Annotated in this window: 23 protein-coding genes; 11 read left to right on the top strand and 12 right to left on the bottom strand. The window is 70.0% G+C overall.

Going from position 1 to position 25,397, the window contains the following annotated elements; all coding sequences use genetic code 11:
- Positions 1-91: 91 nt before the first annotated feature.
- Positions 92-1,279 (bottom strand): ROK family protein, encoded by a 1,188-nt coding sequence (locus tag ACFY1E_RS10185; RefSeq protein ID WP_389073631.1) that lies wholly within the window; start codon positions 1,277-1,279, stop codon positions 92-94.
- Between the two features lie 201 nt (positions 1,280-1,480).
- Between ACFY1E_RS10185 and ACFY1E_RS10180 the strand changes: the two genes are divergently transcribed.
- Positions 1,481-2,038: a CGNR zinc finger domain-containing protein gene (locus ACFY1E_RS10180; protein WP_389073629.1), complete on the top strand. Its 558-nt coding sequence runs from the start codon at positions 1,481-1,483 to the stop codon at positions 2,036-2,038.
- 23 nt (positions 2,039-2,061) lie between these two features.
- Here ACFY1E_RS10180 and ACFY1E_RS10175 read toward each other — a convergent pair whose 3' ends face one another.
- Together ACFY1E_RS10175 and ACFY1E_RS10170 are read right to left on the bottom strand one after the other, a co-directional pair.
- A complete protein-coding gene (locus tag ACFY1E_RS10175; protein WP_389073626.1) occupies positions 2,062-3,174 on the bottom strand; it encodes an ADP-ribosylglycohydrolase family protein in 1,113 nt (370 codons plus the stop codon).
- A 444-nt stretch (positions 3,175-3,618) separates the two neighbouring features.
- Complete coding sequence (locus ACFY1E_RS10170) at positions 3,619-4,650, bottom strand: alpha/beta fold hydrolase (protein WP_389073624.1); 1,032 nt, start codon at positions 4,648-4,650, stop codon at positions 3,619-3,621.
- Between the two features lie 214 nt (positions 4,651-4,864).
- Here ACFY1E_RS10170 and ACFY1E_RS10165 point away from each other — a divergent pair, with 214 nt between their 5' ends.
- From ACFY1E_RS10165 to ACFY1E_RS10145, 5 genes are all read left to right on the top strand, one after another.
- Positions 4,865-5,059, top strand: a complete 195-nt coding sequence (locus ACFY1E_RS10165) for a hypothetical protein (RefSeq protein WP_389073622.1) — start codon at positions 4,865-4,867, stop codon at positions 5,057-5,059.
- Positions 5,060-5,096: 37 nt separating this feature from the next.
- A complete protein-coding gene (locus ACFY1E_RS10160; RefSeq protein ID WP_389073619.1) occupies positions 5,097-6,674 on the top strand; it encodes a tannase/feruloyl esterase family alpha/beta hydrolase in 1,578 nt (525 codons plus the stop codon).
- A 67-nt stretch (positions 6,675-6,741) separates the two neighbouring features.
- Positions 6,742-7,188 carry an Ohr family peroxiredoxin gene (locus ACFY1E_RS10155; protein WP_389073617.1) on the top strand — a complete coding sequence of 149 codons (447 nt, stop codon included), beginning with the start codon at positions 6,742-6,744 and terminating at the stop codon, positions 7,186-7,188.
- A complete protein-coding gene (locus ACFY1E_RS10150; protein WP_389073615.1) occupies positions 7,185-8,039 on the top strand; it encodes an alpha/beta fold hydrolase in 855 nt (284 codons plus the stop codon). Before ACFY1E_RS10155 ends, ACFY1E_RS10150 begins: the two co-directional genes overlap by 4 nt.
- A gap of 295 nt (positions 8,040-8,334) precedes the next feature.
- On the top strand, positions 8,335-10,005 hold the full coding sequence (locus ACFY1E_RS10145) for a hypothetical protein (RefSeq protein WP_389073613.1): 1,671 nt from the start codon (positions 8,335-8,337) through the stop codon (positions 10,003-10,005).
- Here ACFY1E_RS10145 and ACFY1E_RS10140 read toward each other — a convergent pair.
- From ACFY1E_RS10140 to ACFY1E_RS10125, 4 genes are all read right to left on the bottom strand, one after another.
- The gene (locus ACFY1E_RS10140; RefSeq protein ID WP_389073611.1) at positions 9,936-10,358 is read right to left on the bottom strand and encodes a DUF6817 domain-containing protein; all 423 of its coding nucleotides are present in this window, start codon (positions 10,356-10,358) and stop codon (positions 9,936-9,938) included. The genes ACFY1E_RS10145 and ACFY1E_RS10140 overlap by 70 nt on opposite strands.
- Before the next feature lie 32 nt (positions 10,359-10,390).
- Positions 10,391-11,464 (bottom strand): endonuclease/exonuclease/phosphatase family protein, encoded by a 1,074-nt coding sequence (locus tag ACFY1E_RS10135; RefSeq protein ID WP_389073609.1) that lies wholly within the window; start codon positions 11,462-11,464, stop codon positions 10,391-10,393.
- 23 nt (positions 11,465-11,487) lie between these two features.
- Complete coding sequence (locus ACFY1E_RS10130; protein WP_389073606.1) at positions 11,488-12,099, bottom strand: M15 family metallopeptidase; 612 nt, start codon at positions 12,097-12,099, stop codon at positions 11,488-11,490.
- Between the two features lie 327 nt (positions 12,100-12,426).
- A complete protein-coding gene (locus tag ACFY1E_RS10125) occupies positions 12,427-12,783 on the bottom strand; it encodes a hypothetical protein (protein ID WP_389073604.1) in 357 nt (118 codons plus the stop codon).
- Between the two features lie 258 nt (positions 12,784-13,041).
- Here ACFY1E_RS10125 and ACFY1E_RS10120 point away from each other — a divergent pair, with 258 nt between their 5' ends.
- The gene (locus ACFY1E_RS10120) at positions 13,042-14,688 is read left to right on the top strand and encodes a sigma-70 family RNA polymerase sigma factor (RefSeq protein WP_389073602.1); all 1,647 of its coding nucleotides are present in this window, start codon (positions 13,042-13,044) and stop codon (positions 14,686-14,688) included.
- Between the two features lie 29 nt (positions 14,689-14,717).
- Here the strand turns inward: ACFY1E_RS10120 and ACFY1E_RS10115 are convergent, their stop codons facing one another.
- The 4 genes from ACFY1E_RS10115 to ACFY1E_RS10100 form a co-directional block, all read right to left on the bottom strand.
- Positions 14,718-15,500: a polysaccharide deacetylase family protein gene (locus ACFY1E_RS10115; RefSeq protein WP_389073599.1), complete on the bottom strand. Its 783-nt coding sequence runs from the start codon at positions 15,498-15,500 to the stop codon at positions 14,718-14,720.
- Positions 15,501-15,886: 386 nt separating this feature from the next.
- Positions 15,887-16,594 (bottom strand): LuxR C-terminal-related transcriptional regulator, encoded by a 708-nt coding sequence (locus tag ACFY1E_RS10110; protein ID WP_389073597.1) that lies wholly within the window; start codon positions 16,592-16,594, stop codon positions 15,887-15,889.
- Between the two features lie 145 nt (positions 16,595-16,739).
- Positions 16,740-18,191: a purine-cytosine permease family protein gene (locus ACFY1E_RS10105; RefSeq protein ID WP_389073595.1), complete on the bottom strand. Its 1,452-nt coding sequence runs from the start codon at positions 18,189-18,191 to the stop codon at positions 16,740-16,742.
- A 100-nt stretch (positions 18,192-18,291) separates the two neighbouring features.
- Entirely contained in the window at positions 18,292-19,746 is a 1,455-nt protein-coding gene (locus ACFY1E_RS10100) for a glyceraldehyde-3-phosphate dehydrogenase (RefSeq protein ID WP_389073593.1), read from the bottom strand.
- A 194-nt stretch (positions 19,747-19,940) separates the two neighbouring features.
- Between ACFY1E_RS10100 and gndA the strand changes: the two genes are divergently transcribed.
- The 4 genes from gndA (at position 19,941) to ACFY1E_RS10080 (ending at position 24,594) form a co-directional block, all read left to right on the top strand.
- Complete coding sequence (gndA, locus tag ACFY1E_RS10095; protein ID WP_389073590.1) at positions 19,941-21,380, top strand: NADP-dependent phosphogluconate dehydrogenase; 1,440 nt, start codon at positions 19,941-19,943, stop codon at positions 21,378-21,380.
- A gap of 320 nt (positions 21,381-21,700) precedes the next feature.
- Positions 21,701-23,206, top strand: coding sequence for a purine-cytosine permease family protein (locus ACFY1E_RS10090; RefSeq protein WP_389073589.1), 1,506 nt, complete (start codon positions 21,701-21,703; stop codon positions 23,204-23,206).
- On the top strand, positions 23,203-23,760 hold the full coding sequence (locus ACFY1E_RS10085) for a cysteine hydrolase family protein (protein WP_389073586.1): 558 nt from the start codon (positions 23,203-23,205) through the stop codon (positions 23,758-23,760). The genes ACFY1E_RS10090 and ACFY1E_RS10085 overlap by 4 nt, the downstream gene beginning before the upstream one ends.
- Before the next feature lie 72 nt (positions 23,761-23,832).
- The gene (locus ACFY1E_RS10080) at positions 23,833-24,594 is read left to right on the top strand and encodes a PIG-L deacetylase family protein (protein ID WP_389073584.1); all 762 of its coding nucleotides are present in this window, start codon (positions 23,833-23,835) and stop codon (positions 24,592-24,594) included.
- Between the two features lie 49 nt (positions 24,595-24,643).
- On the opposite strand, the gene ACFY1E_RS10075 is transcribed toward ACFY1E_RS10080, so the two are convergent.
- Positions 24,644-25,366, bottom strand: a complete 723-nt coding sequence (locus tag ACFY1E_RS10075; protein WP_389073581.1) for a TetR/AcrR family transcriptional regulator — start codon at positions 25,364-25,366, stop codon at positions 24,644-24,646.
- Positions 25,367-25,397 lie beyond the last annotated feature (31 nt).

Below are 25,397 nucleotides of genomic sequence, written 5' to 3'. Positions count from 1 at the left end.
CAGTACCCGGTGGGGGCGGGGCGATGGGGGTGAGACCTGGGTTAGGGGAGGTCGGCGACCGCGGCGGACTGCGGGCTGCGGCTGGGCAGCGTCATGGCTGCTCCTCGTACGTGTCCGACCCCATGAACGACTGGATCGCGGTGGCCGCGGCCCCACGCGCCCACTCCTCGAAGGGCAGCGGACGGGTCATCACGTCACACTGCGAAGCGGTACCGAATGCGGAGGCGGCGAACGCGTCCCGGATGCCTTCGGCGAAAAGGTCGTACGCGGCCAGGCCCTCCCCGGAGATGACCACCCGCTCGGGACCGAGGAGGTTCACCAGGGAGGCGATGGCCTTGCCGATGGCTTCACCGGCCTGCGCATAGACCGCCCGGGCCCCGGGGTCTCCGCCGTGGGCCAGGTCCAACGCCTCGGCCGGATCGGTCAGTTGCCTGCCCGTGGCCGCGCTCACCGCGCGGAGAATGGCGGGGTCCGCTGCGATCGCCTCCACACACCCACGGTTGCCGCAGTGGCAGAGCGGACCCCTGGGGTCGAGAGACAGATGCCCGATCTCGCCGGCCACGCCGTGCGCGCCCGACACCACCCGGCCGTGCACCACCAGGCCACAGCCGATGCCGGCGCCCACGGTCACCAGGGCGAAGTCCGAGAGTCCGACTCCGGCCCCGAACCAGTGCTCGGCGACCGTGAGCGCCCGCACGTCGTTGTCGACCGTGACCGGCAGACCGGTCGCGGTCCCGGCGAGCTCGGCGAGCGGTACGTCGCGCCACTCCAGGAAGGGCGAGTAGCGGACCAGACCGTTCGCGCGGTCCACGTCCCCCGAGATCGCGATGCCCAGTCCCCGTACCTGCACACCGAATCCGACGGCCTCGACGAGCAGCTCCTGTACCAGCGCGGTGATGGCTGGCAGCACGGCCTGCGGCTCGCGGCCCTTGAGGGTCACGTTCCGGGCCACCCTGATACGGCAGCACAGGTCGGCCAGCACGGCGATGATCTCGTCGCCGGTCACCTTCACCCCGATGAACAGGGCCCTTCCCGCGTCCACCGACACCAGGTTGGCCGGACGCCCCACCGCGGGCCGCGCCTCCTCGTCCGCGCCCTCGACGAGATAACCGAGCTCCATCAGCGGACGAACCGCCTTGGTGACCGCGGCCGGAGAGAGCTTGGTGCGCCGCCCCACCTCGGCCCGGGTGAGCGGACCGTGGGAGAGCAGCGTGGTGAAGACCAGGGAGGCGGCCGGAGTCATGGGGGAGACCGACTCGCGGGCGAAGGTCGGGCGCATGGCCGGAAACCTAAGGTCGGATCTTTTCCGCTGTCAATAAAAAAACCGCGCTTGTTCCAACATCTGGCAGAGGCGGCTTTGTGTAAACGAAAGCAAGGCGTGTTGCGCGTTGCGGACCGGAAGTAAAGGTGCCGATCTCGGGCTCGTTGCGCGGGGCGGCGAGACGTTGCACATCCAGATGTCACCCGTCAGTATGGTTACGTGAATCACGCTTTTCCCTGCGGGACGCTCCCTCTGGACTTCGTCGGCACCTTGCGCGCGCGACGCAACGGTGAGCCGCTCGAGAAGCTCGCCACCCCCGAACTGCTCGACGACTGGTTCCTGGAGTCCGGGATGCTCGATCTGGCACCCGGGGCGAGCGAGGCCGACCTCTTGCTCGCGGTGGAGCTGCGTGAGGCGATCTACTCCCTGGTGGCGGCCCGGATCGAGCGGCGGCCAATGCCTGCGGAGGCGGTCGCCGAGGTGAATCAGCAGGCATCGGGCCTCCCTGTGACCGTGCGGCTCGGCACCGATGGTGCGACCCGGACCGGCACGGCTGCCCAAGGACTCGCCACCCTCGCCCGTGAGGCCGTCGAGATCATCGGCGGTGAAGAGGCCGCGCTGTTGCGCGAGTGTTCCCGTCCCGAGTGCACCCAGGTCTACCTCGACCGTTCACGAGGCCGCCGACGGGAGTGGTGCGCGATGCGAACGTGTGGCAACCGGGTCAAGGCCGCCAATTACCGGGCACGCCAGCACAGCGCGAAGACAGTGGAGGCGTAGAGGGGACCGCGGTCCGACGCGTGTCACCAGCCGGGATAACGGTGCCACCAGTGCGGATCCCACCCCTGGACGTACTCGCTGCCGCTCGGTGAGTCTTCGAGTTCCATCAGCAGGTCGCGGGCCAGGGTGTCGAGGACCCATGCCAGTTCGTGACGGCTGATCAGGTCGACAGGCAGTGCCTCGACCCCGTGTACGGCGCCGAGCAGCGCGCCGGCCACGCAGGCGACGGACTCGCCGTCCGGTGCGCCCGCCGCGAACTCCAGCGCAGTACGGAACGCGGCACGGTCGGGGAAGGATGCCGCTGCGTAGAGGCCGCCGAGCAGGGCCGAGGGGGCGGTCGGATCCGGTGCGAGCCGTGCGAGCCGTCCCGCGTCCGCCGGCTCGTCGACGGCGTTCCGAAATGCCGCCACCAGACGGCTGTGCTGGTCGTTGGTGATGACCTGTCCTGCGGACTGGAGGGCGGTGATCCCCGCATACAGCGAGTCCCGGGCCGATCCGCCGGCCTGGGTCGATGGGCTGCGTTCCGCGGCGGAGTTCGTCAGACAGTGGTGGGTCAGCACGGCTGCATGGACGGTGGCGGCCTGCGCGGCTGTGTCGCCGTGCGTGAGAGCGGCGAGCTCACCGGCCTGGGCGATCCCTCCCATCCCGGTGACCGCGACCGGAAGGGTCCGGGTCAGTGCGTGACAGCCCCGGCTCGTCGTGGCCATCCGCTCCTGGCCTTCCCCGATCCGGGCCAGGGCCGAAACCGTCGCCGGGGCGCTGCCGCGCCGCTCGGCCAGCGCGGGCACACCCGCGAGCCAGCCGTCCGGCCACGCCGTGCTGCCGGAGGAGGCCCAGCGGCGGCGCATCGTCTCCCTCTCGATGCCCTGCAGGTAGGCCCACCGGCTGTAGGCGTGCAGGACCACCCCCGGCGGGTAACAGATCCCCTTGTGGCTTCCGCGTACCTGCGCGCGAATGATGCCCTCGGTGGTGAAGCAGGCCAGTTGAGTGCTGACGCCGGCCCGCAGCGGACCGCCGGTCGGCAGCCTGCCCCGCGCCCCTCCCAGCGTGTCCCCGAGCGCCAGGCCGAGCATCATCCCGCGCACCCGGGACTCTCTTCTCAGATGCTTCCTCTGGTGTTCCTTGGCGTCGGGCAAGGGGGCGCGCCTTTCTCCTCGGTAGCAGCGGTGGGTGTCCGGGTGATGATGGGGTCCGGGCGCGCCCGTGCAGGGGGCGGGCCGGGGCGCGAGCAGTCAGTCCTGGTCGCGCTCGCCGACCACCGTAGCGTCAGTCTCGTAGCGGTCAGACAGGGCCCCAGGGGTCAACTCGACCTGCTGTGGCTGCCGGTTACCTGTGATGTTCCATCAGATGCACCGGGCAAATGGAACCAGTTCCAGGGAACGCGAAAGACTGCGCAGTGCTCTCACCATCAGTGCGCCTCTACGGCGGCGTCAGCCTCCCATAGCGCCGCGAAGTTGTCGTACCGGAGGCTTGTTCGGGCGTCCCAGCTGGCCGTCTCCTGGCGCGCTGGCGGTTGCGCAGCACGCAGGCCCGAAGGGAAGTCGTGAGGGGCGAACTCCGTCGACCGGCCACCCCCTCCGTCAGAGGCGGTCAGCGTCGACGACGGCCTGGGCGAAGGCCGTCGGCGCCTCCTGCGGCAGGTTGTGGCCGATGCCGGTCAGTGTCCGGTGCTCGTACGGGCCGGTGAACTTGTCGCGGTACATGGCACCGTTGCCGGGCAGGGTGAACGGGTCCTTCTCGGGATCGAGGGTGATGGCCGGCACCGCGATGGGCGGTGCCGTGGCCAGCTTCTCCTCATAACGGTCGTAGCGGGGTTCGCCCTCGGCCACGCTCAGCCGCCAGCGGTAGTTGTGGATCACGACCGCGGCGTAGTCGGGGTTGTCGAAGGCGGCCGCGGTGCGCGCGAAGGTGGCGTCGTCGAAGTTCCAGGTCGGGGAGACGAGGTCCCAGACGAGCCGGGTCAGCTGGAGACGGTGGTCGTGGTCCTCCATGGCCTTCTTGCCGCGCTCGGTGGCGAAGTAGAACTGGTACCACCACGTGTGCTCCGCGACCGCCGGGAGCGGTTCGAGCTGGGCCTTGCGGTCGGTGATGAGGTAACCGCTCACCGAGACCAGGGCCTTGACGCGCTCGGGCCACAGCGCCGCGAGGATGTCGCCGGTCCGTGAGCCCCAGTCGAAGCCGGCGATCACCGCCTTGTGGATCTTGAGGGCGTCCATCAGCGCGATGATGTCCAGGGCGATCGCCGACTGCTGTCCGTTGCGGAAGGTGCGGGGCGACAGGAACCGAGTGGTGCCGTGACCGCGCAGGTAGGGCACGATCACGCGGTAGCCCTCGGCCGCCAGCAGCGGAGCGACGTCGACGTAGCTGTGGATGTCGTACGGCCAGCCGTGCAGGCAGATCACCACCGGGCCGTGAGCGGGGCCCAGTTCGGCGTAACCGACGTCCAGCAGACCGGCCTTGACCTGTTTCAGCGAGGGGAACGAGGTGGGCGCGCCCGCAGCGGTCGCGAGGACCGGTGCGGCGCTCGAAACACCCTGCAGGCCGGCCAGTGAGGCAGCGGCAGCTCCCGTGCTCAGACCCATGGCTGTGTTGAAGGTACGCCTGTTGATCATCTGAAGCCTTCCGTGTAGCGGGCCAAGTGCCGTACCGCTGCTGCGAGTTCGGCGGCAGGGCGACTCTGGCACGGGGTGCGTCACCTGTCAAAGAGGTTACGAAGTGAGATGAGTAACCGATTAGAAGGGTGATGAGTCTTGTGACCCTCGGCGTCACCTGTCAGAGTGGTTACGCGATCGAGGGCATCGACCGATGAAGAAATGGAGTTCGGCCATGAACAAGGAACCGTTGACGGACCCGGCCGCGAAGGCGCGGCACGCGCGCTACGGCTCGCTCCCCGAGCGCATCCGCTTCGAGGACATGACCGAAGAGGTCGAGACCGGCCACGGCGGTGGGGCGGCGGCGTCGTACAACCCCGAGGGCTCCTGGAAGTACTACTCGTGCCTCGCCCTGGACCTGGGCCTGTAGCAGTCCGTTCGTGATAACAGGGATGACAGGAAAGCCAATGAGACGACTTCTGACCCTTCTCGCGGCCGGAGTGCCGCTGGCGGCGGCCTTATGCCTGCCGGCCGATGCGTCCGCGGACAGCCGAGGCTCCGCTTCCGCCCCCTTCAACTGCTCGACCCTCGGCGTGCAGGCCCCGGCCGGCACCGAGGTGGAGTCCGTGACGGTGACCCGCCAGGCGGGCGGCACGGTGAACGGGACCGGGATCCCGGGCGGTTCGGTCTCCGGCGTGCCGGCCTACTGCGAAGTGACCGTCACCCTCACCCATCCCGGCGACGGCGACCACGCCAAGGTGCGGACATGGCTGCCCGCGCAGGACTGGAACGGCCGTTTCCAGGCGCTGGGCGGCAGTGCCTATGCCGCCGGGGACAACGGTGTGGGCCTGGCCACAGCGGTCAAGACCGGCTATGCCGCCGCCACCACCGACGCAGGCGTGGGCGACGTCCTGGACACCGGCTGGGCGTTGAACAGCAACGGGCAGGTCGACACCGCGCTGTTGAAGAACTTCGCCGACCGCTCCCAGCACGAGATGGCGCTCGTCGGCAAGCAGGTCGTCGACGAGGTCTACGGCAAGGCCGCCTCCTACTCCTACTGGAACGGCTGCTCCACCGGCGGACGCCAGGGCTACATGGAGGCCCAGCGCCATCCGGACGACTTCGACGGCATCCTCGCCGACGCACCCGCCGTCAACTGGGACGCGTTCGAGGTCGCCACGCTGTGGCCGCAGGTGGTGATGAACGAGACGAAGACCCGCCCGACCAGTTGTGAGCTCAACGCGTTCAACCAGGCCGCCCTCAAGGCCTGCGACAGGCTCGACGGCATCAGGGACGGCCTGGTCTCCGACGCCGAGCGGTGCACTTACGATCCCCGCAGCCTGATCGGCACCAAGGTCGTCTGCGCCGGCAAGGAGGAGACCATCACGGCGGCCGACGCAGCCGTGGTGCGCAAGATCTGGGACGGTCCGCGGACCACCTCGGGCAAGCGGCTCTGGTACGGCCTGCCGGTCGGCGCCGACTTCACCTATCTCGCGGGCGACGCCCCGTTCCCCGTCCCGGCCGCCTGGGTCGCCTCGTGGGTGAAGAAGCAGCCCTCCTACGACACCTCGAAGCTGACGTACGACCAGTTCACGCAGGTCTTCCGGCAGTCCCGGGAGGAGTACGGCAAGCTCATCGGCACGGACGACCCGGACCTGTCCGCGTTCCGTGACGCCGGAGGCAAGCTCCTCACCTACCACGGTCAGGCGGACCAGCTGATCCCCACGCAGGGCACTGTCGACTACCGCGAGCGCGTCGAACGGAGGCTGGGCGGCTCGCACCGGGTCGACGACTTCTACCGCCTCTTCCTCGCTCCGGGCACCGCCCACTGCGCACTCAAGGACTCGGTGGACGACCTGGCGGCTCTGACCAAGTGGGTCGAGCAGGGCAAGGCCCCCGCAACGCTCACCGCCTCCCTCACCAACGCCTCCGGCCGGTCACTCACCCGTGACCTGTGTCGCTACCCCCTGATCTCCCGCTACAAGGGGCAGGGCGACCCGGCCGACGCCGACAGCTTCCGCTGCGTCCCGCCGCACCGGCACTGACCGGCGCTCTCTGCATCAACCGTTCAGCCCACCTTCCCGACATCCCGACCCAAGATGGGGACCCGTCATGCCAGTCAGCTACACAGCCGTCGTCAACGTCACCGGAGAGGGCCGCAACGGCGGCACCGTCCGCTCGCAGGACGGCCTCCTGGACCACAACCTCGCCATACCCAAGGAACTCGGCGGCGCGGGCGACGCCACCAACCCGGAACAGCTCTTCGCGGCCGGCTGGGCAGCCTGTTTCCTCGGTGCCCTGCGCCGTGCCGCCGCCACCCGCGGGATCAAGCTCACCAGCACAACCATCACCTCGGAGATCACGCTCACGCACGGCGACGACGGCGAGTTCACCCTCTCCGCCACGCTCAACCCGGTCCTCGGCGGTGTCGACGAGCACACCGCCCGGGAGCTCGCCGAGGCCGCCCACCAGATCTGCCCATACTCCAAGGCCACCCGCGACAACATCCCGGTGACGATCAATGTGGCCACGACCGCGGACAAGAGTGACGTGCAGTGAAGGCCGACAAGAGCGCGAAGCATGTGCGGGGACGGCGGTTCGCGACGGTTGCCGCCGCTACGGTCCTCGCGGGTGCCGCGGTGGGTACGCTCGCCGCCACCGCGAACGGCGCATCCCGGCCCGCCGCAGAGGACCGGCAGACCAGGCCGACCATCGTCCTGGAACACGGTGCCTTCGCTGACGGCTCCAGCTGGAACGGCGTGACGGAAAGACTGCAGGCCGACGGCTACTCGGTCGTCGCGGCAGCCAACCTGCTGCGCGGCCCTCACAGCGACGCCGCCGCCCTGCGTACCGTCCTCGACCACATCAAGGGGCCCAAGATCCTCGTCGGCCACTCCTACGGCGGCTCGGTCATCAGCGAGGCTGCCGCAGACGAACCCCAGGTGAAGGCGCTGGTCTACGTCGCAGCCTTCCTCCCGGCACCCGGCGAGAACGCCCTCGGCCTGACGAACAGGTACCCGGGCTCCACGCTCCCCGACGCCCTGGACCCCGTTCCCTACACCAATGCCGACGGCACCACCGGAACCGACCTCTACATCCAGCAGGACAAGTTCCGCCACCAGTTCGCCGCCGACGTCCCCGCGAACCAGGCCGCCCTGATGGCCGCCGCCCAGCGGCCCATCGCCCAGGCGGCGCTGGAGGAGAAGGCCACCGTCGCCGCCTGGAAGGAAAAGCCCGCCTGGGACATCGTCACCACGCAGGACCTCAACATCCCAGCCGCCGTGCAGCGTTTCATGGCCCGGCGCGCCCACGCCCACACCGTCGAAGTCGCCGCTTCGCACTCGGTGGCCGTCTCCCGTCCACGTCTCGTCGCCGATGTCATCGAAAGGGCGGCACGGGCCACGCCCTGAGGCCATCACCGCCGACGCAGGACCGACATGCGAGTCGGTGATCACGGTGCTGGCGCCGGGCCCACGGTCCGGCTTCCGGACACCTTCGCCCCGGCTCGATCCGGGCCCGGCCGATGATCTCACTGCGGACGTCGACCGTGCCGCCCGGCGACGCCGTAGCGACGTCCCGAACTGACCGGCTCCCGGGCGAACGACCTCAACCGCAGTGCTGCAGGGCGGAGTTCATGCACACTTGCTGATGCGTCTGAGCTCGGTGTCATCAGAGGGACCAGCGGCCGGAGGTTGTCCAGTGGCCATGGAAGACCCGAACGATCCCTCATGGGCCCAGGTCCATGAGGGCATCGAGGCCGTGATCGGTCGCTGGGACGACGCGCTGGCACGTGTCTCCGACGACACGGCGGCACGGCGCACCGTCCGCGACTTTCTCGTGGACCACGTCTTTCCGCAGGGTGGTGGCTCCCCCCAGGAGCGTGCACAGTTCCTGTTCCTGATTGCGCAGCGGTTGGCGGAACTGGAGCGGGTCGGTGACGCTCTCACCGTCCTCGAGTGGATCGCGGAGCTGTACGCCGGTCACGCCGATCCCGACGTGGCCGTACCCGCGCTTCTGGCGCTGACCGACGCGGCCGTGGCACTGGCAGCGCACGAAAACGACCCGGGCCACGCCGTCGCGGTCCTGAACGGGGCGGCGGATCAGGTCGCCCCACAGGCTCACGTGACGATTCAACGAGCAGCGTCCCGAGCGCTCGCCCTTGGAGCCCTCCTCGCCGGCACGCCCCGGGTCGCCGACGGTGACCGGGGCATCAGGCAGCAGGCCGAGCCGTGGCGCACGATCCTCGACCGCTGGTCGGGCAGCGGGGACGTGATTCTGCGCTGGCGGCTCGCACAGGCGCACTTCCACATCGGCCTGGTCCACCTGCTGTTGGGAGAGGACGCGTCGGCCGACGACCGGTTCGCCAGTGCGGCCGCACAGTGGAACGGCCTCGCCGCCGACCCCGACGTGACCGGCGAACTCGACACGGAGTACTTCGCCAGGGGCCGGTACGCGCGCCGCATCCTCCGCGCCATAGAACTCCCGGGCCGTGCGGCGAACCTCACGGCAGAGCTGCTGATGCGGCCTGCCGCCAACCGGTGGGAGAGGGTGCGCGAGCGGCAGCAGGCGAAGGAACTCGTCCGCGCCGCGCAGCAGCGGCACCGCAGGTCGATCGGCGAAGTGAAGACCTGGTGCTGTTGCGGACAGCCTTTTGCGCTGCTTCTGCGCAACTTCGGCCTGTTGGAGTGGACGGTCCGTCAGCCCGGGGCCGACGGTGCAGGCGGACAAGGCTTCCATCAGGCTCAGACGTTCACGTATCAACGTCGTGGCGATCTCGTGGTGCGAGAGCTGGGACGTGAGGTCCCCACCGTGCAGGTGGCCACCGCGGAATCGGCAGGACTCGAACTCGACCCCTGGGGATTCCACGGCGAGCCCCTGGCCCAGGCCCAGCTGTACCTCTCGAACGACAGCTGGTTCGAGACGGTGGCTCACCTGATCACCCTCGCGGAAACCATCATCATCTGGGCCGAAGGCATGACACCGGCACTCGCACAGGAGATGGCTGCCGTGCGCGCTCAAGGCCGCACCCAGGACGCGGTCGTCCTCATCGAGAAGCTGGACGACGACCCCGCCCAACGGGCCCCGATCGCCTTCGCCCTGGCGCAAGAGATCGTCGGGGAGGACAGTGACGACCACGATGCGGTGAGGTCATTGGCGAAAGAGCTGATGACACAGGTCAGGCCGGCACGCGCGCAACTCACACCGAAGTCCCTGGCCCTTGACGGATTCCCGCACGTGGTGGACCTCCGCCAGGCCCCCGAGTCGGCCGGCACGCAGCATCCCGCCGTCCTGGCCAGACGGCGGCATCACCAGGAGCTCGGCGAGCTTCCTTGGGACGAACGGATGGCGCGTCTGTCGAGCCGACTCGGCACCTGACGGCGGCTGCGGAGCCCATGAGGAAGCCGTACAGCCCGGGGCCGTGCTGCACGGCGAGTTCGGCGTTGTGTGCCGGTCCGTCGAGTTCGTTGGCGGCCGTGATCTCGAGGAACGCCCTGAAGTCGCCGGGGGAGGGCTGGTGCTCGCGGCCCGGTGAAGCGGTCCCGGAAGGCGACTGCCGGGCTGCCGTCGATCTGTGGCCAGACGGTGGCGCGCTCGTAGCCGGCGTAGAGGTACACCAGCTCCTCTGCCGACTCACCGATCAGGGCTGCGGGCGTGGCCCGTTCGGTGAGCGGCAGCAGAGTCGTGGCGAAGCCGTCGGTTCCGTAGGTCGCGCGACACAGTGGGGTCATCTCGCAGCGAAGACCGGCCTGTTGCCCGGAGTTCACCAGCTGATCCCGGCCGCCACCGGCAGGTGGTCGCTGCCGGTGGCCGGCAGCACCCACGAGCTGTCCGGCTGCACGCCGCGGACCAGGATCTGGTCGATCCGCGCCACCGGGAACGTCGCCGGCCAGCTGAAGCCGAAGCCGTCCCCGGCCACCTCCTGCGCGGAGCGCAGCCGCGAGGTGAGACCGGCGAACGCGCGGTCGTCCGTGGTGCCGTTGAGATCGCCGAGCAGCACCACCCGCTTGCTCTTCTCGGCGGCGACGGCCTTGCCGAGCAGCTGCGCGTTCCTGTCCCGCGAGCCCGTCGCGAAGCCCGCCCTGGGATTCACCCGTGCGGATCCCAGGTGGGCCACATACACCGTCAGGGGACCGTGATGCGTGACCACCGTGGTGCGCAGCCCCCGGTTGTAGGCCAGCTTCACGGCGGCCGGCTTGGTGGCCGCCAGCGGCCCGTAGTCCATTCCGATGTCGACCGGCCGGGTGCCCGAGAGCGGCAGCCTGCTCCACAGTCCGACCGTGCCCAGCACCGTGTGGTACGGGTACGCCTGCGCCAACCCCTTCTCGTAGACGCCCTGCGCCTGCGGGGTGATCTCCTCCAGCGCCAGCACGTCCGCGCCGGAGGCGACCAGGTCGCGGGCGGTGCCGGCCGGGTCGGGGTTGTCGGCGCCGACGTTGTGGCTGACCACGGTGAGGTCGCTGCCCGCGTGGGACTTGTCGCTGAGCATCCCGCCGAAGAGGTGCAGCCACACTGCCACCGGCAGCAGCAGCGCCGCCACGGCGGCGGCGGAGCGGCGCCAGAGCGCCCCGGCCAGCAGCACCGGGACGAACACGCCGAACCACGCCAGGAAGGTCTCCACCAGGCTGCCGAGGTTCCCGACCCGGTTCGGGATCTCGGCGTGCAGCAGCATGAGCAGGCCGAGCAGCAGCGCCGACGCCGCGAGGACCGGGCCGCGCTTCCAGGGCTCGGGCCGGGAGCCACGACGGATCGCCCGCCGGACGGCCGTGCTCCAGGCATGGGAGCCGGTGTCCCGGCGGCCGTCCTGTCCGGTCTCCGCCGTGTCCACCTGCGTCATCGTCTGTCCTCGCTCACTGCCGGTCACTGCTGCATCCTCGGGTCTTCGGTGGGGTCGGCGTACATGGGCGGGCAGCCACGAGCGATCGCACTGGTGCGCAGCTCGTAGTGCCAGGTTTCGTTCCTGTAGATCTGGCACAGCCCGTAGTCGGCTCCGTGCCGTGACAGCCATGCCGTCGCATCGGCACGCCCGACGTCCACCGCGTCCCCGGACACATGCGGAGAGGTCGCCGCGGTGGCCACCCATCGGGCGGCCTCGTTCGCGGATCCGTACTTGGCGACCGCCTGGCGAAGCAGCTGGTTCTGATAAGCCTTGGAACGCCAGCCGCTGTTGACGTAGAAGGTGACTCCGTCGTGCGCGGCAGCCGAAGCCGCCCGGCGCAGGGCCTTGAGCAGATCCGGATCGAGCTTGGACACAGCCGGCATCGTGTCGTCGAAGACCGTCACACCGTTCGGGACGATCCCGTCGGCCTCGCCCAGCGCGCCCCTGTGCTCACCGCCATGAGCATCCGAAGGTAACGCGGCCGACGGAGGCGAAAGCGACGAGGAGGACGAGGACTTCGGCACCTGGTAGCCGAGGACTGCGGTGATCACCGCTATGACGACCATCAGGCCGACGACAAGCAGCCCGCGCATCCGGCGCTTCGTTGTGGGTGCCGATGGTGGGGTTCGAGTCATACGTCCAGTCAAGGCAGCACGCTGTTGCCGGCACGTATGTGGTTTTCGATACGCCGACGATATGCGTCGGCTCGGAGGGCAAATGACGTGCGTGTGCGGGGAGTTGAGGACAAACCGCTGGGCACCCGATGGCTTCTGCCGGACACGTCTTCGGGACCCTCAGTCAGCTGGTGAACGTCACGGTCGCCTGAGGACGAAAGGGAGGGCGGAGAGGGAACAACGCTCTCCGCCCTCCCGCTCGGCTGTCCGAGGCCCGCACGTCATGCCCGGAGGGCCAGTCGCGGACTAGGCATGCCCGAACCAACTGCCGCCCCACACCGCGCGGGTTCCCGCAGGGCAGGTCAGACGGAAGTCCCATCGGCCGGAGTAGGAACGCCGGAACTCATGGCGGCCGTCGGTGCAGTCCACATACACCGGGTACGTGTGGCTGTCGCAGGTCAGGTAGACGTTCCGGTTGCCGTCGGTGCGCCCGTCGAAACAAGCGACGCCAAGCTCGCTCTCCTCCGGGGACGAGGCGCGCTGCACGAAGTCGAGCAGAGAGTGCTCCAGTGGGGCGCTGTCCTGGATGGTTCGCCCGTCGACGTTGGTGGCCTGGGCCTGCGCATCGCCGGACGTGTCCGCCGCGCCGGCCGGCACTGACATGCCTGCCAGCGCAGTGACAGCGATCGCCACAGTGGCTGCAACGTTCCTCATGGACGTCAAGTTCTCCTCCACAGAAGGGACAAGTGGCTACATATTCAACGGAAGGTAGCGAATTACTCCCGGCACCTCCAGCCAGACATCCACCGGAACGCCGCTGGTTGACTGAGCGTGTGTCCGAAGAACTGTTATCCGAGACGCATCCACCGGTCTCCCAGGTATCGGGCAGGATCGTTCGGCGTCGAGGACGGGACAGTTTTCATGGGTACACAGCGCACGGTGGAGCCGGCGGCACTGGTCGCCGCCGCCCGAGGGGGCGATCCGGAAGCTCAGGACGCCCTGGTCGGTGCGTACCTCCCGCTGGTCTACAACATCGTGGGGCGGGCGCTGAACGGCTCCGTCGACGTCGACGACGTGGTGCAGGAGACCATGCTGCGTGCCCTGGACGGACTGGGTGGTCTGCGCACCCCCGAGAGTTTCCGTTCCTGGCTCGTGGCGATCGCGATGAACGAGACCCGCAAGCACTGGCAGGACCGGCAGTTCGCACCGGGCACCGTGGAGGAGGCCGAGGAACTCGCCGATCCGGGCGCCGACTTCGTGGACCTCACCCTCGTACAGCTTCAGCTCTCCGGGCAGCGCCAGGAGACCGCGCGCGCCACTCGCTGGCTGGAGCCGGACGACCGGGGACTGCTGTCGCTGTGGTGGCTGGAGTGCGCCGGCGAGCTGACCCGTGCCGAGGTGGCTGCCGCACTCGAGTTGTCGCCGCAGCACACTGCCGTACGGGTGCAGCGGATGAAGGCGCAGCTGGAGGCGGCCCGCGTGGTGGTGCGGGCGCTCGACGCGCAGCCGCCGTGCCCGGAACTGCGCGGCATGCTGGGCACTTGGGACGGGCGGCCCTCGGCGCTGTGGCGCAAGCGAATAGCCCGGCACGCCCGCGGCTGCGGGCGGTGCTCCGGCCTGTGGAGCGGGCTGATGCCCGTGGAGGGGCTGCTGGCCGGGCTGGCACTGGTTGCTGCGGCGCCCTCGCTGCTGGCGGGCGTGCGCGCCGCCCACGGAGGGACGGCCGAGGCCGGGACGGCGCTGCCCGGCACGGGGCCCCGGCCCTCCGGCAGCCGTACCGGATCGGGCCCGGAGGCCGGACACCGTGCCGTGCGCGGGCGGCCGGGATCCCGGAGCGAGGTGCGCCGACGTCGGCGCAACCGGCGCAGGGCCGTCGGCGGTGCGGTCGTTGCGGCCTGTGTGGCGGGCGGCGGCCTCTGGTACTTCGGCACGGGCCCCGGGACCGGCAGCGAAGGGGCGAGCGCGGAGCACACCGCGGGCGCCCCCGTCGCGGACCTGTCGGAATCCAGTGCCGTCGACACTTCTCCGTCGGCCTCCCCGTCTCCGTCTCCGTCCGCATCACCGGCGAAGAAGGCGAGCGCGTCCAAGAGCCCGCGCCCCGCAAAGAAGGGCGCCCCGGCTCCCCGCCCCTCCGCTCAGCCCTCGCGGACGGCGACCGGCACACCCGAGGCGTCGTCGACGCCGTCCGGCACCGTCGCGCAGGTGGTCGCGCTGGTGAACAAGGAACGGGCGGCCAACGGCTGCGGTGCGCTCACCGAGGACCCGCAACTGGAGAAGGCCGCCCAGGGCCACTCCGACGACATGGCCGCCCGCCACTTCTTCGACCACACCAACCCCGACGGCCTCGACCCCGGGCAGCGCATCACCGCTGCGGCCTACAAGTGGTCCACGTACGGGGAGAACATCGCCCAGGGCCAGCAGACACCGGAGGCGGTGATGGAGTCCTGGATGAACAGCCCCGGCCACCGCGCCAACATCCTCAACTGCTCGTTCAAGGACATCGGCGTGGGCGTCCACGACGGGCCGGGCGGGCCGTGGTGGACGCAGGACTTCGGTGCCAAGCTCTGACCTGCGAAAGGCAGTTGCCCGGGCGGGGCTCAGTGCACCGGGAAGCCGAAGGAGCGCCCCTGCTGCGTCAGCCAGGGCAGGACTTCGCGCAGCGCGGCCACCGTCTGGGAGCGGTCTCCGCCGGCGTCGTGGAAGAGGATCGTCGGGCCGTTGGACAGCTCGTTCTTGACGGTGGTGACGATGGCGGCGGTGCCGGGGCGTTCGAAGTCCTTGGAGTCCACGTTCCAGCCCAGCGGCCGCATCCCCTGCACGGCGGCGAGGTGCCTGCTGTAGGGGGTGAAGGCACCGCCGGGGGCCCGGTAGTACAGCGGCCGGACGCCCCCGGAGGCCTTGGTGATCATGTCGGCGGCGTCCAGGATCTCCTTGGCCTGGTAGGAGTTGGGCTTCTTGTCCATGGTGGTGTCGTGCGACACCGTGTGGTCGCACAGCCTGTGCCCGGCCGCCACCACCGCCTTGACCAGGTCCGGGTGCGCCTGGGCCTGAGTGCCGACCATGCAGAAGGTGGCTTTCACGCCGTTGTCCTTGAGCACCTGCAGGACCTGCGGGGTCCAGACCGGGTCCGGCCCGTCGTCGATGGTGATGTTGACGCCCCGGGCGCCCTGGTCCGAGGCGTGGACGATGCTCACCGCCACCGGAGTCGTCCGGCCGGCGCCGGCCGCCGCCGAGGAGAGGTGGGCCGAGGCGCCCGAGTGCCGGTCGCTGGAGGGGCCGGCCTGCGCGGTCCATACCGAGGTGGCCGCCGCCACCGCCGTCACCCCGACCGCCGCCGCGAATACCCGGCCGTACCATCCCCGCCCGCCATGCCGCGCCATTTCTGCCCCGCCCCTGTCATCCCGGTGTTGCTTGTGCACCTGTCAGGACGGCGAAAGGTTGCTCCGGGATCCGTCTGTTACTGATCACGGACAATTCCGCGGGAGTTCCGGGACGGACGACCGGCGCACAGGGGCGGAGCAGGGACGATGCCCCCGCCGGGGAGCCGGTTCTGCAACGCCCTGGGGGCGGGCCGATGTCGCGCGCGACGGTCGCGGCACCCGCCGGGCGTCGAGGCAGACTTGCGGCCCGGACCGGCCCGTCCCTGCGGTCGCTTCTTCTACGACGCGGTCGCTTCTTCTACGACGGCTCACCGGCAACGAGCCCGGTGCCGCTGCCCGCCGCGAGAAGGCGGCTGCCTCGGGAACCGCCGCTGTGGAACAGCCCCTCAGGCCGCCGGCCGGATCAGCCCGGACTCGTAGGCGAAGGCCACCGCCTGGACGCGGGCGCGGGCGCCGATCTTGGCGAGGATGTGGCTGACGTGGGATTTGACGGTGGTGGGGGCGATGGACAGTCGTACGGCGATCTCGGTGTTGGACCAGCCGGAGGCGACGGCCGTCAGGACGTCGCGTTCACGTTCGGTGAGGGTGTTCAGTCCGGCCTCCCGCCCCGCGGGTCGGCCGGCGGGCTGCTCGCGGACCGCGTCGATGAGCGCACGGGTCAGGGCGGGCGTGATCGCCGCGTCTCCGGCGGCCACCACGCGGATGGCCGCGGTCAGTTCCTCCGGGGCGGCGTCCGTGAGGAGGAAGCCTGCGGCGCCGGCGCGCAGGGCGGCGTAGGCGTGCCTCTCGTGCGGGGTCGAGGTCAGGACCAGGACGCGGGGAGGGGGCCCGGGCGGCGTCGCGGTCTCGGAGGCCGGGAGGAATCGCGGGAGGTGTGCGGGGCGTGCGATGCGCCGGATGGCTTCGATGTCGTCGGTACCGGCGAGGTGGCTGTCCATGAGGACGACGTCCGGACGGAGCGCGGAGCACAGGCTGACCGCCTCGGCTGCGCTCGCCGCTTCGCCGACCACACTCAGGTCGGGCTCGGCAGCCAGGAGCATGCGCAGACCTACGCGTTGCAGGGACTGGTCGTTGACGATGAGTACGGAGACCATGGCTGCCCTCCCGCCCGTAAACGAAACGGTTTCGTTCACCTGGAGCTCAGCATAGCCCTCCCCGTTAGCGAAACGGCATCGTTCTCCTTATGGTCTGGGTCACATCTCCCGACCGTCTTGGACGGCGGCGACTTCCCGTGGACGGTCAGGGCTCGCGGTGCTCGTGGGCCGCCTGCTCAAGAGCCTCCGCCTCGGCCTCCGCGATCCGCTGCTCGGCCTCCACGTCGATCGAACGAGTCAGCAGCCAGTACAGCGCCGCGGCGACCGGCAGACCGACGAACAGCGAGATGTCGGCTCCGTCGAGTGCGTCGGCGACGGGGCCCGTGTAGAGGGTGCCGACGGAGAAGAAGGGGATCATGACGGCGAAGCCCACCAGGTAGGCGATGATGCCGTGCCAGCCCCAACGGCCGTAGATTCCACGGGGGTTGAAGATCTCGGCGATGGCGTAGTGGCCGCGGCGCACCACGTAGTAGTCCATCAGGTTGACCGCGGTCCACGGGATGAACAGATAGAGCACCAGCAGCAGGAAGTTGTTGAAGTTCTCGAGGAAGTTGGAGGTCGCGGCCAGCGCGCCGACCAGGGAGAGCGCCGCGGTCAACCCGATGGTCACCAGCCGCACGCCGAGCGTCGGCGTCACGCGTCTGATGGAGTCGATGGCGCTGATGAGGGTCAGCGAGCCGCCGTACATGTTCAGCGCGGTGACGGAGACCAGGCCCAGGACGGCGAAGAGCAGCACGATCGCGCCGAACCCGCTGAACACCTTGTCGCCGGCCTCGTTGATCGACTTGATCGTCTCGAAGTCCTTGCCCGCCCATGCGGCGAGCAGCGCCCCGAGGACCATCAGCCAGATGCCGCCGAGCGCCGAACCGAAGTAGGTCCAGTAGAAGGTCTTGCGGACGGTCACGCCCGGCGGGAGGTAGCGCGAGTAGTCGGAGACGTAGATGGCCCAGCTGATCTGGTAGCCGGCGACCACGCCGAACTGCGCGAGGAACGGTGTGGCCTTGAAGGCGCCGAGGTCGAAGGAGCCCGCCGGGTAGTGCAGCGTGACCAGGACGCCCACGGTGAAGATCCCGAAGACCACCAGGAAGGAGTACGTCAGGAACTGCTCGGCCTTGTGGATGACGTCGTAGCCGACGAGCGCGATCACGAGGGCGACGACGGTGACCACGACCACCCACAGCTTGACGCCGCCGTGCACCGTGGTGTGCATCGCCTCACCGGCGAGGATGGTGTTGAAGACGTTGAAGCCCGCGTACTGGACATAGGCGAACAGCCACACCAGGAGGGCGCCGACGTAGCCGAACTGGGGCCGTGACTGGATCATCTGCGGGAGGCCCAGCTGCGGGCCCTGGGCCGAGTGGAAGGCCATGAAGAAGGTACCGAGGACGGTGCCCGCCACGATCGCGATCAGCGACCAGATGAGGTTGCCGCCCTCGGTGATGCTGATCAGACCCACCGCGAGGGTGGCGATCTGCGCGTTCGACATGAACCACAGGGGGCCCAGATGCCACAGCTTGCCGTGGCGCTCGTCCAGCGGGACGTAGTCGATGGAGCGGATCTCCAGCCCCGACACCCGCGGTTCCGACGTAGTGGTCACGGCACCTCCAGAGATGATCCGCCCCTGTGGCCGGATTCATTCCCCGGAGCCGTCCGGTCAAGCGGTCATTGCCGACCCTTGACCGGACGGCTCACAGAGGTCAGGCCGCCGGGCTGGGGAACGTCGGATACTCCACCCCGGAGACATGCTGCACGACCCGGATGACCTGGCAGGAGTAGCCGAACTCGTTGTCGTACCAGAGGTAGAGGATGGCGTTGTCGCCGTCCACCTTGGTGGCACCCGCATCGATGATCGAGGCGTGGCGCGAGCCGATGAAGTCGCTGGAGACCGCGTCGGGAGCGGTCGTGAAGTCGATCTGGCGCTTCAGCGGTGAGGTCAGCGACACGTTGCGCAGATGGTCCAGGACTTCCTCGCGGTCGGTCTCGCGGCCGAGCCGCAGGCTGAGGATCGCGATCGAGACATCCGGCACCGGCACGCGGATCGAGCTGCCGGTGATGGGCGCCTTGAGGTCCGGCAGCGCCTTCGCGACGGCGGAGGCCGCACCGGTCTCGGTGATGACCATGTTGAGCGGCGCGGAACGGCCGCGGCGGTCGGCCTTGTGGTAGTTGTCCAGCAGGTTCTGGTCGTTGGTGAACGAGTGGACGGTCTCCACATGGCCGCGCAGCACGCCGTACTCGTCCGCCATCGCCTTCAGCGGCGGCACGATCGCGTTGGTGGTGCAGGACGCGCAGGACAGGATCTGCTCGTCCGGCTTGATCGTGTCGTGGTTGACGCCGTGCACGATGTTGGGGACGTCGCCCTTGCCCGGAGCGGTCAGCACAACCTTGTCGATGCCGGGGCGCAGGTGCTGGGAGAGGCCCTCACGGTCGCGCCACTTGCCGGTGTTGTCGATCAGGATGGCATTGCTGATGCCGTACGCGGTGTAGTCGACCTCGGACGGGTCGTTCGCGTAGATCACCTTGATCGCGTTGCCGTTGGCGAAGATCGTGCTGCTCGCCTCGTCCACCGTGATCGTGCCCTGGAACTGGCCGTGGATGGAGTCCCGGCGCAGCAGCGAGGCCCGCTTGACGAGATCCTCGGGGGCCCGGCCGCCGCCGCCGCGCACCACGATCGCGCGCAGCCTGAGCCCGTTGCCGGAGCCCGCCTTCTCGATCAGCAGGCGGGCCACCAGGCGGCCGATGCGCCCGAAGCCGTAGAGGACGACGTCACGGCCCTCGCCGCGCTCGATCTTGTTGGCGCCGGTGGCGCCCGCGACGGCCTCCGCGGTGAACGCCTCCACCGACAGACCGTGGTCGTCGGCCTTGTACGTCGCCGCGAGCATGCCGATGTCGATCTGTGAGGGACCCAGGTCGAGTGCGGTGAGCGCCTCCAGGAACGGCAGGGTCTCGGTGACCGAGAGCTCCTCGCCGGCGATCTGCCGGGCGAACCGGTGCGTCTTGAGGATGCTGACCACCGACTTGTTCACCAAGGAGCGGCTGTGCAGCAGGACCGTCACGTCCCGCTCGCGGTGCAGCTTCCCGATGATCGGGATCATCGACTCCGCGATCTCCTCGCGGGTCTTCCAGTTGGTGAACGAGTCGTCGTTGACAGTCACAGATCCATCTTTCGAGCTAGGCAGCGCTCATATGTTAATCCCTGTTTGATCGATCGTTTGAGCGGGGTTCGTCACACCGCTCCTCGCATGCGCCCAGACCCGAATCGAGACGATCCGGCCGCCCGTCCGTACCTGACGGACATGGGGCACGCCCGCCCCGCATCCGCCACCGGACCGACCGAGGGACGTACACCATGAACGCAACCGCAGCCATCGGCGTGACCGGCCTGGGCGTGATGGGCCGCAACCTGGCGCGGAACTTCGCCCGCAACGGCTACACCGTCGCCGTCCACAACCGCACGGCGGGCCGCACCCGCGCGCTCATGGAGGTGTACGGCGACGAGGGCACCTTCGTCCCCGCCGAGACGCCCGCGGACTTCGTGGCCGCCCTCCAGCGTCCCCGCCGACTGATGATCATGGTGCAGGCGGGGGAGGCCACCGACGCGGTCATCGCCGAGTTCGCCCCGCTCCTCGAGCCCGGCGACATGATCATCGACGGGGGCAACGCCCACTTCGCCGACACCCGCCGCCGCGAGGCCGCCCTGCGCGGGCGCGGCATCCACTTCGTCGGCACCGGCGTCTCCGGCGGCGAGGAAGGCGCCCTCGAAGGTCCGTCGATCATGGTCGGCGGCTCGGTGGAGGCGTACGAGGTCCTCGGCCCCATGTTCGAGACCATCAGTGCCAAGGTCGGCGGCGAACCGTGCGCCGCGCACATCGGCAGCGACGGCGCCGGTCACTTCGTCAAGATGGTCCACAACGGCATCGAGTACGCCGACATGCAGCTCATCGCCGAGGCCTACGACCTGCTGCGCCAGGTCGCCGGATACACCCCGGCCGAGATCGCCGAGGTCTTCAGCCACTGGAACAGGGGCCGGCTCGGCTCCTACCTGATCGAGATCACCGCCGAGGTGCTCGCCCACACCGACCCCGTCACCGGCGCCCCGTTCGTCGACATCGTGGCCGATTCCGCGGGCCAGAAGGGCACCGGCCGCTGGACCGTGCAGACCGCGCTCGACCTGGGTTCGCCGGTCACCGCCATCGCGCAGGCCACCTTCGCCCGCGCGGCCTCCGGCCAGCGCGACCTGCGCGCCGCCTACTCGGGCCTGCCCGGCGGCACCCGGCCCCCGCTCAGCCGCACCGAGGCCGAACGCTTCACCTCACAGGTCGAGCACGCCCTGTACGCGTCCAAGGTCATCGCCTACGACCAGGGCTGGAAGATGATCCAGGACGCGGCCGCCGAGTACGGCTGGAAGATCGACCTCGGCACCGTCGCCCGGATCTGGCGCGGCGGCTGCATCATCCGCGCCTCCTTCCTCGACCGCATCCGCGCCGCCTACGCCTTCGACCGCGACCTGGTCAGCCTGCTCGGCGAGATGGAGTTCGCCATGGAGATCACCGACGCGCAGGTGCCCTGGCGGGAGATCATCGCCTCTGCCGCCCGGCGCGGCATCCCCGTCCCCGCCTTCTCCGCAGCTCTCGCCCACTACGACACCCTGCGCGCCGACCGCCTGCCCGCCGCGCTCCTGCAGGGCCAGCGCGACTACTTCGGCGCCCACACCTACCACCGCACCGACTGCCCCGGCACCTTCCACACCCACTGGACCGCGCCGGAACGCTCCGAGACGACGGCCTGACCAGCCGGGCACCTACACCTTCGCCCAGGTCCGCCCGCCGCAGTCCCGGGCGTGCTGAGCGTGCAGGCACAGCACGGCCATCACCGCGGACAAGGCGAAGGCGAAGGGCGGTCATCGATCCGGTTCTGAGGGTCCCGGTGCCCGAACGGGTACCGGGATCTTTCCTGTTCGCCCTTCATCGGACGAGGCCGCCCGTGCGGTTCACGGGATCGCGCCCCTGTGCGCAGTCGCGTCCGGCACACCCGTCCGGTGCGGCCTTGACGCCCCGACCTGCGCCGACAAGGCTTCGGGCAACACCCGCCCGGACAGGTAGGACGACGATGGCAGACTCCCCGGACACCCCCGACAACAGAGCCGCGGGCCGGCAGCTCCAGGTGGAGACGCACGGCCTCGACGTCATCGCCGACGCCGAGCGCAAGGGCACCCCGCGGACCCTGTTCTGGCCCTGGTTCGGCGCCAACGTCTCCATCCTGGGCCTGAGTTACGGCGCCTTCGCGCTCGGCTTCGGGATCTCCTTCTGGCAGGCGCTGACCGCGGGCGTCATCGGCATCGTCTTCTCGTTCCTGCTCTGCGGGTTCATCGCGGTGGCCGGCAAGCGCGGCTCGGCGCCGACCATGGTCCTGAGCCGCGCCGCGTACGGGGTGCGCGGCAACCGCCTGCCCTCGGTGATCTCCTGGGTGCTCACCGTCGGCTGGGAGACGGTGCTGTGCGCCCTGGCCACCATGGCGACCGCCACCGTCTTCGGACGGCTCGGCTGGGGAGGCGGCACCGGGACCCAGGTCGTCGCACTGGTCGTGGTCGGCGCACTCACCGTCGTCGGCGGTGTGATGGGCTTCGACCTGATCATGCGGCTGCAGACCGTCATCACCGTGGTGACGGGCGTCCTGACCGTCGTCTACATCGTGCTGGTCGCCGACCACATCCACTGGAGCACCGTCAGCGCCCTCCCGGCGGGCTCCGCCCAGGAGTTCATCGGCGCGCTGGTGTTCATGATGACCGGCTTCGGCCTCGGCTGGGTCAACGCCGCCGCCGACTACTCCCGCTATCTGCCGCGCAGTTCGTCGAGCCGGGGAGTGATCGGCTGGACCACCTTCGGGGCATCCGTGGCCCCGCTTCTCCTGCTGGTCTTCGGACTGCTGCTGGCCGGCTCCTCCACGAAACTCGACACGGCCGTGGCCGCCGACCCGATCGGCGCCCTCACCACCCTCCTGCCCACCTGGTTCCTGGTCCCGTTCGCCGTGGTCGCGGTGCTCGGCCTGGTCGGCGGCGCGGTCCTCGACATCTACTCCTCGGGCCTGGCCCTGCTGTCGGCAGGCATCAGGATCCCCCGCTATGTGGCCGCCTTCGTCGACGGCGTCCTGATGATCGCCGGCTCGATCTACATCGTCTTCTTCGCCGGTGACTTCCTCGGCCAGTTCATGGGCTTCCTGACCACGCTCGGTGTTCCCATCGCCGCCTGGTGCGGCATCATGCTCGCCGACCTCGCCCTGCGCCGCCGCGACTACGACGAGGCAGACCTCTACCGCCCCGCGGGCCGCTACGGCGACGTACCGCCCGCCCCGCTGCTCCTCACCCTCGCCGCCACCGCGCTGGGCTGGGGCCTGGTCACCAACTCCGCCGCCGGCTGGCTCAGTTGGCAGGGCTACCTCCTCGAACCGTTCGGCCTCGGCGGGAAGTCCGGCGCCTGGGCCTACGCCAACCTCGGCGTCCTCGCCGCCCTCGCACTCGCCTTCCTCGGCACCCTGGCCCTGGGCCGCCCCCGCGTCCGCGCCCAGGAGGCCGAAGCGCCGAGCCCGGCCGCGGGGGAGGAGGTGCCGATCGCATGACCCCGTCCGCCACCGGACTGCTCGCCGTCATCGACATGCAGCGCGTCTTCGCCGACCCCGACAGCCCCTGGGCCACCCCCCGCTTCTCCGAGGCCGCGGCAGGAGTACGACGCCTGCTGCCGGCCTACGGCGACCGGGTCGCCTTCACCCGCTTCCTGGCGCCCGCGAAGCCGGACGGCGCCTGGCAGGCCTACTACGAGCAGTGGCCCTTCGCCCTCCAGCCGCCGGACGCCCGGCTCTGGCAATTGGCCGACGAGTTCAAGCCTCACGCGAGCCATGTCGTCGACGCCGCGACCTTCGGCAAGTGGACCCCGGAACTCGCCCGGCACCTCGGCCCCGAGAAACGCCTGGTCCTGGCCGGCGTCAGCACGGACTGCTGCGTCCTGTCCACCGCGCTCACAGCCGCCGACGCCGGTGTCGAGGTGCTCGTCGCCGCCGACGCCTGCGCGGGCGCGGACGACGACTCGCACACCAAGGCGCTGCAGATCATGGACCTGTACCGGCCGCTGATCCGCGTGACCACCGTCGCCGAACTGCTGGGCGAGGCGGGGTGAGCGAAGACCCGCCCGGGCGTCGGTGAACCACCGACGTAGCGCGACCCGGCTGCCCCCGGAAAGGAATCCACCGTGCCCCTGCCCAGCCTCCTCGCGGTTTTCGCGCACCCGGACGACAAATCCCTTTCCGCGGGAGGCGTGCTCGCGCAGCACGCGGACTCCGGGGCCCGGACCGCTGTCGTCACCGCGACCTGGACCGAGGGGACCTGGCGGGCCGGGGAGTTGGAGGAGGCGTTGCGGGTGCTCGGGGCCGGGAAGCCGCGGATGCTCGGGTACGCCGACGCGCGGGTGCCGGAGTCGGCGCCCGGGGCCGCGCGGCTGTGCGACGCACCGCTGGACCAGGCGGTGGGGCGGCTGGTGGCGCACATCAGGGAGTTCCGGCCGGAGGTCGTTGTCACGCACGACGGTTACGGCGGGTTGAGCGGGCATCCGGATCATGTTCAGACCCACCGGCTGACGGTGCCGGCAGTGGAGGCCGCCGGGTGGGGGCAGCTGTATCCCGAGGCCGGTGCGCCCTGGCGGCCGAGTGCGCTCTATCTCGCCACGCATCCCGAGTCCGCCGCCCGCGCCTTGGGCGGCGCGCTGCTGCGGCCGGGAAGGGAAATGTTCAGTGTGCCGGACGCGTGGGTCGCTGCCGTCGTCGATGTCGGGCCGTGGACCGAGCGGAAGATGACGGCCGTGCTGGCCCATCGCAGTGAGGTGGAGCGGGGCGCCCTGCCCGGCCGGCTGGCCGCGCTGCCGCCGTCCGAGCGCGCCCGGCTGCTGTCCACCGAGTGGTACATCCGCCACGGCACCCGGCCCGCCACGCCACCGCTGCCGCGACTGGTCCCCTGAGGCGCGTCGCCAAGGCCGTCGACCTGCCGACGGCCTTGGACAGCACGCTTCAGTGGCGGACGAGACCGTCGATCATCACAGCGAGGGTGAAGTCGAACCGGTCGTGTCCCTCGCCTGCGGTGAGCTCGCCGGCGTGGCGGGTGATGTGCGGGAAGGTGCCAGCAGGCAGGGCGCTGAACCGGCGTAGCAGTTCGTCGCGGTCGACCACCCAGACGGCGTCGTCGTCTGCCGAGCGCCGACGCACGATCGATGCCTCGAGGCAGTAGGCGGCCACGTACAGCAGGAGGGCGTCGATGGCCCAGGCGGCGCTCTGCGGGGCGACGCCCCCGGCGAGCAGGATCGCCAGCATTCCTTCCGTGACACGCAGGGTCTCGAGGTTGGTGGGAGCCATGGCGAGTGCGGCGCGGGAGATCCCGGGGTACTTCAGGTACTGGTCGCGTATCTGGGTGCACACACCGCGGATCTGCTCCCGCCAGGCCGCGGGGTCGGGCTCGGGCAGGACGAGTTCGGCGCACAACCGCCCGATGAGCAGTTCGTCGAGGTCGGCCTTGTTGACCACGTGGGCGTAGAGCGAGGCGGGGCCGGTGTCGAGCGCACCCGCCAGCCGCCGCATGGTCAGGGCCTCGTAGCCCTCGGTGGTGATGAGGGCCAGCGCGGTGTCGACGACCTGTTCCACGGTGATCGGGGCCTTGCGGCGCCGTGGCCTGGGGCTGCCTTCGGCCTCGGGATTCGGCGGCTGGTGGCGTGCCGCACGTCGCTCTCTCGGGTTCACTCGCCCATCATAACTTGACACGAACGCTGTT

This window comes from Streptomyces sp. NPDC001604, from assembly GCF_042893475.1.
Lineage (GTDB): Bacteria > Actinomycetota > Actinomycetes > Streptomycetales > Streptomycetaceae > Streptomyces.
The sequence above is the reverse complement of the archived record's forward strand: the minus strand, read 5'-3'. Positions and strand labels throughout refer to the sequence as shown.

Coding starts and splice junctions, on each gene's coding strand:
- ACFY1E_RS10185 (WP_389073631.1), bottom strand. CDS start 1,279: ATGCGCCCGACCTTCGCCCGCGAGTCGGTCTCCCCCATGACTCCGGCC.
- ACFY1E_RS10170 (WP_389073624.1), bottom strand. CDS start 4,650: ATGATCAACAGGCGTACCTTCAACACAGCCATGGGTCTGAGCACGGGA.
- ACFY1E_RS10165 (WP_389073622.1), top strand. CDS start 4,865: ATGAACAAGGAACCGTTGACGGACCCGGCCGCGAAGGCGCGGCACGCG.
- ACFY1E_RS10160 (WP_389073619.1), top strand. CDS start 5,097: ATGAGACGACTTCTGACCCTTCTCGCGGCCGGAGTGCCGCTGGCGGCG.
- ACFY1E_RS10155 (WP_389073617.1), top strand. CDS start 6,742: ATGCCAGTCAGCTACACAGCCGTCGTCAACGTCACCGGAGAGGGCCGC.
- ACFY1E_RS10145 (WP_389073613.1), top strand. CDS start 8,335: ATGGAAGACCCGAACGATCCCTCATGGGCCCAGGTCCATGAGGGCATC.
- ACFY1E_RS10140 (WP_389073611.1), bottom strand. CDS start 10,358: ATGACCCCACTGTGTCGCGCGACCTACGGAACCGACGGCTTCGCCACG.
- ACFY1E_RS10135 (WP_389073609.1), bottom strand. CDS start 11,464: ATGACGCAGGTGGACACGGCGGAGACCGGACAGGACGGCCGCCGGGAC.
- ACFY1E_RS10130 (WP_389073606.1), bottom strand. CDS start 12,099: ATGCGCGGGCTGCTTGTCGTCGGCCTGATGGTCGTCATAGCGGTGATC.
- ACFY1E_RS10125 (WP_389073604.1), bottom strand. CDS start 12,783: ATGTCAGTGCCGGCCGGCGCGGCGGACACGTCCGGCGATGCGCAGGCC.
- ACFY1E_RS10120 (WP_389073602.1), top strand. CDS start 13,042: ATGGGTACACAGCGCACGGTGGAGCCGGCGGCACTGGTCGCCGCCGCC.
- ACFY1E_RS10115 (WP_389073599.1), bottom strand. CDS start 15,500: ATGGCGCGGCATGGCGGGCGGGGATGGTACGGCCGGGTATTCGCGGCG.
- ACFY1E_RS10110 (WP_389073597.1), bottom strand. CDS start 16,594: ATGGTCTCCGTACTCATCGTCAACGACCAGTCCCTGCAACGCGTAGGT.
- gndA (WP_389073590.1), top strand. CDS start 19,941: ATGAACGCAACCGCAGCCATCGGCGTGACCGGCCTGGGCGTGATGGGC.
- ACFY1E_RS10090 (WP_389073589.1), top strand. CDS start 21,701: ATGGCAGACTCCCCGGACACCCCCGACAACAGAGCCGCGGGCCGGCAG.
- ACFY1E_RS10085 (WP_389073586.1), top strand. CDS start 23,203: ATGACCCCGTCCGCCACCGGACTGCTCGCCGTCATCGACATGCAGCGC.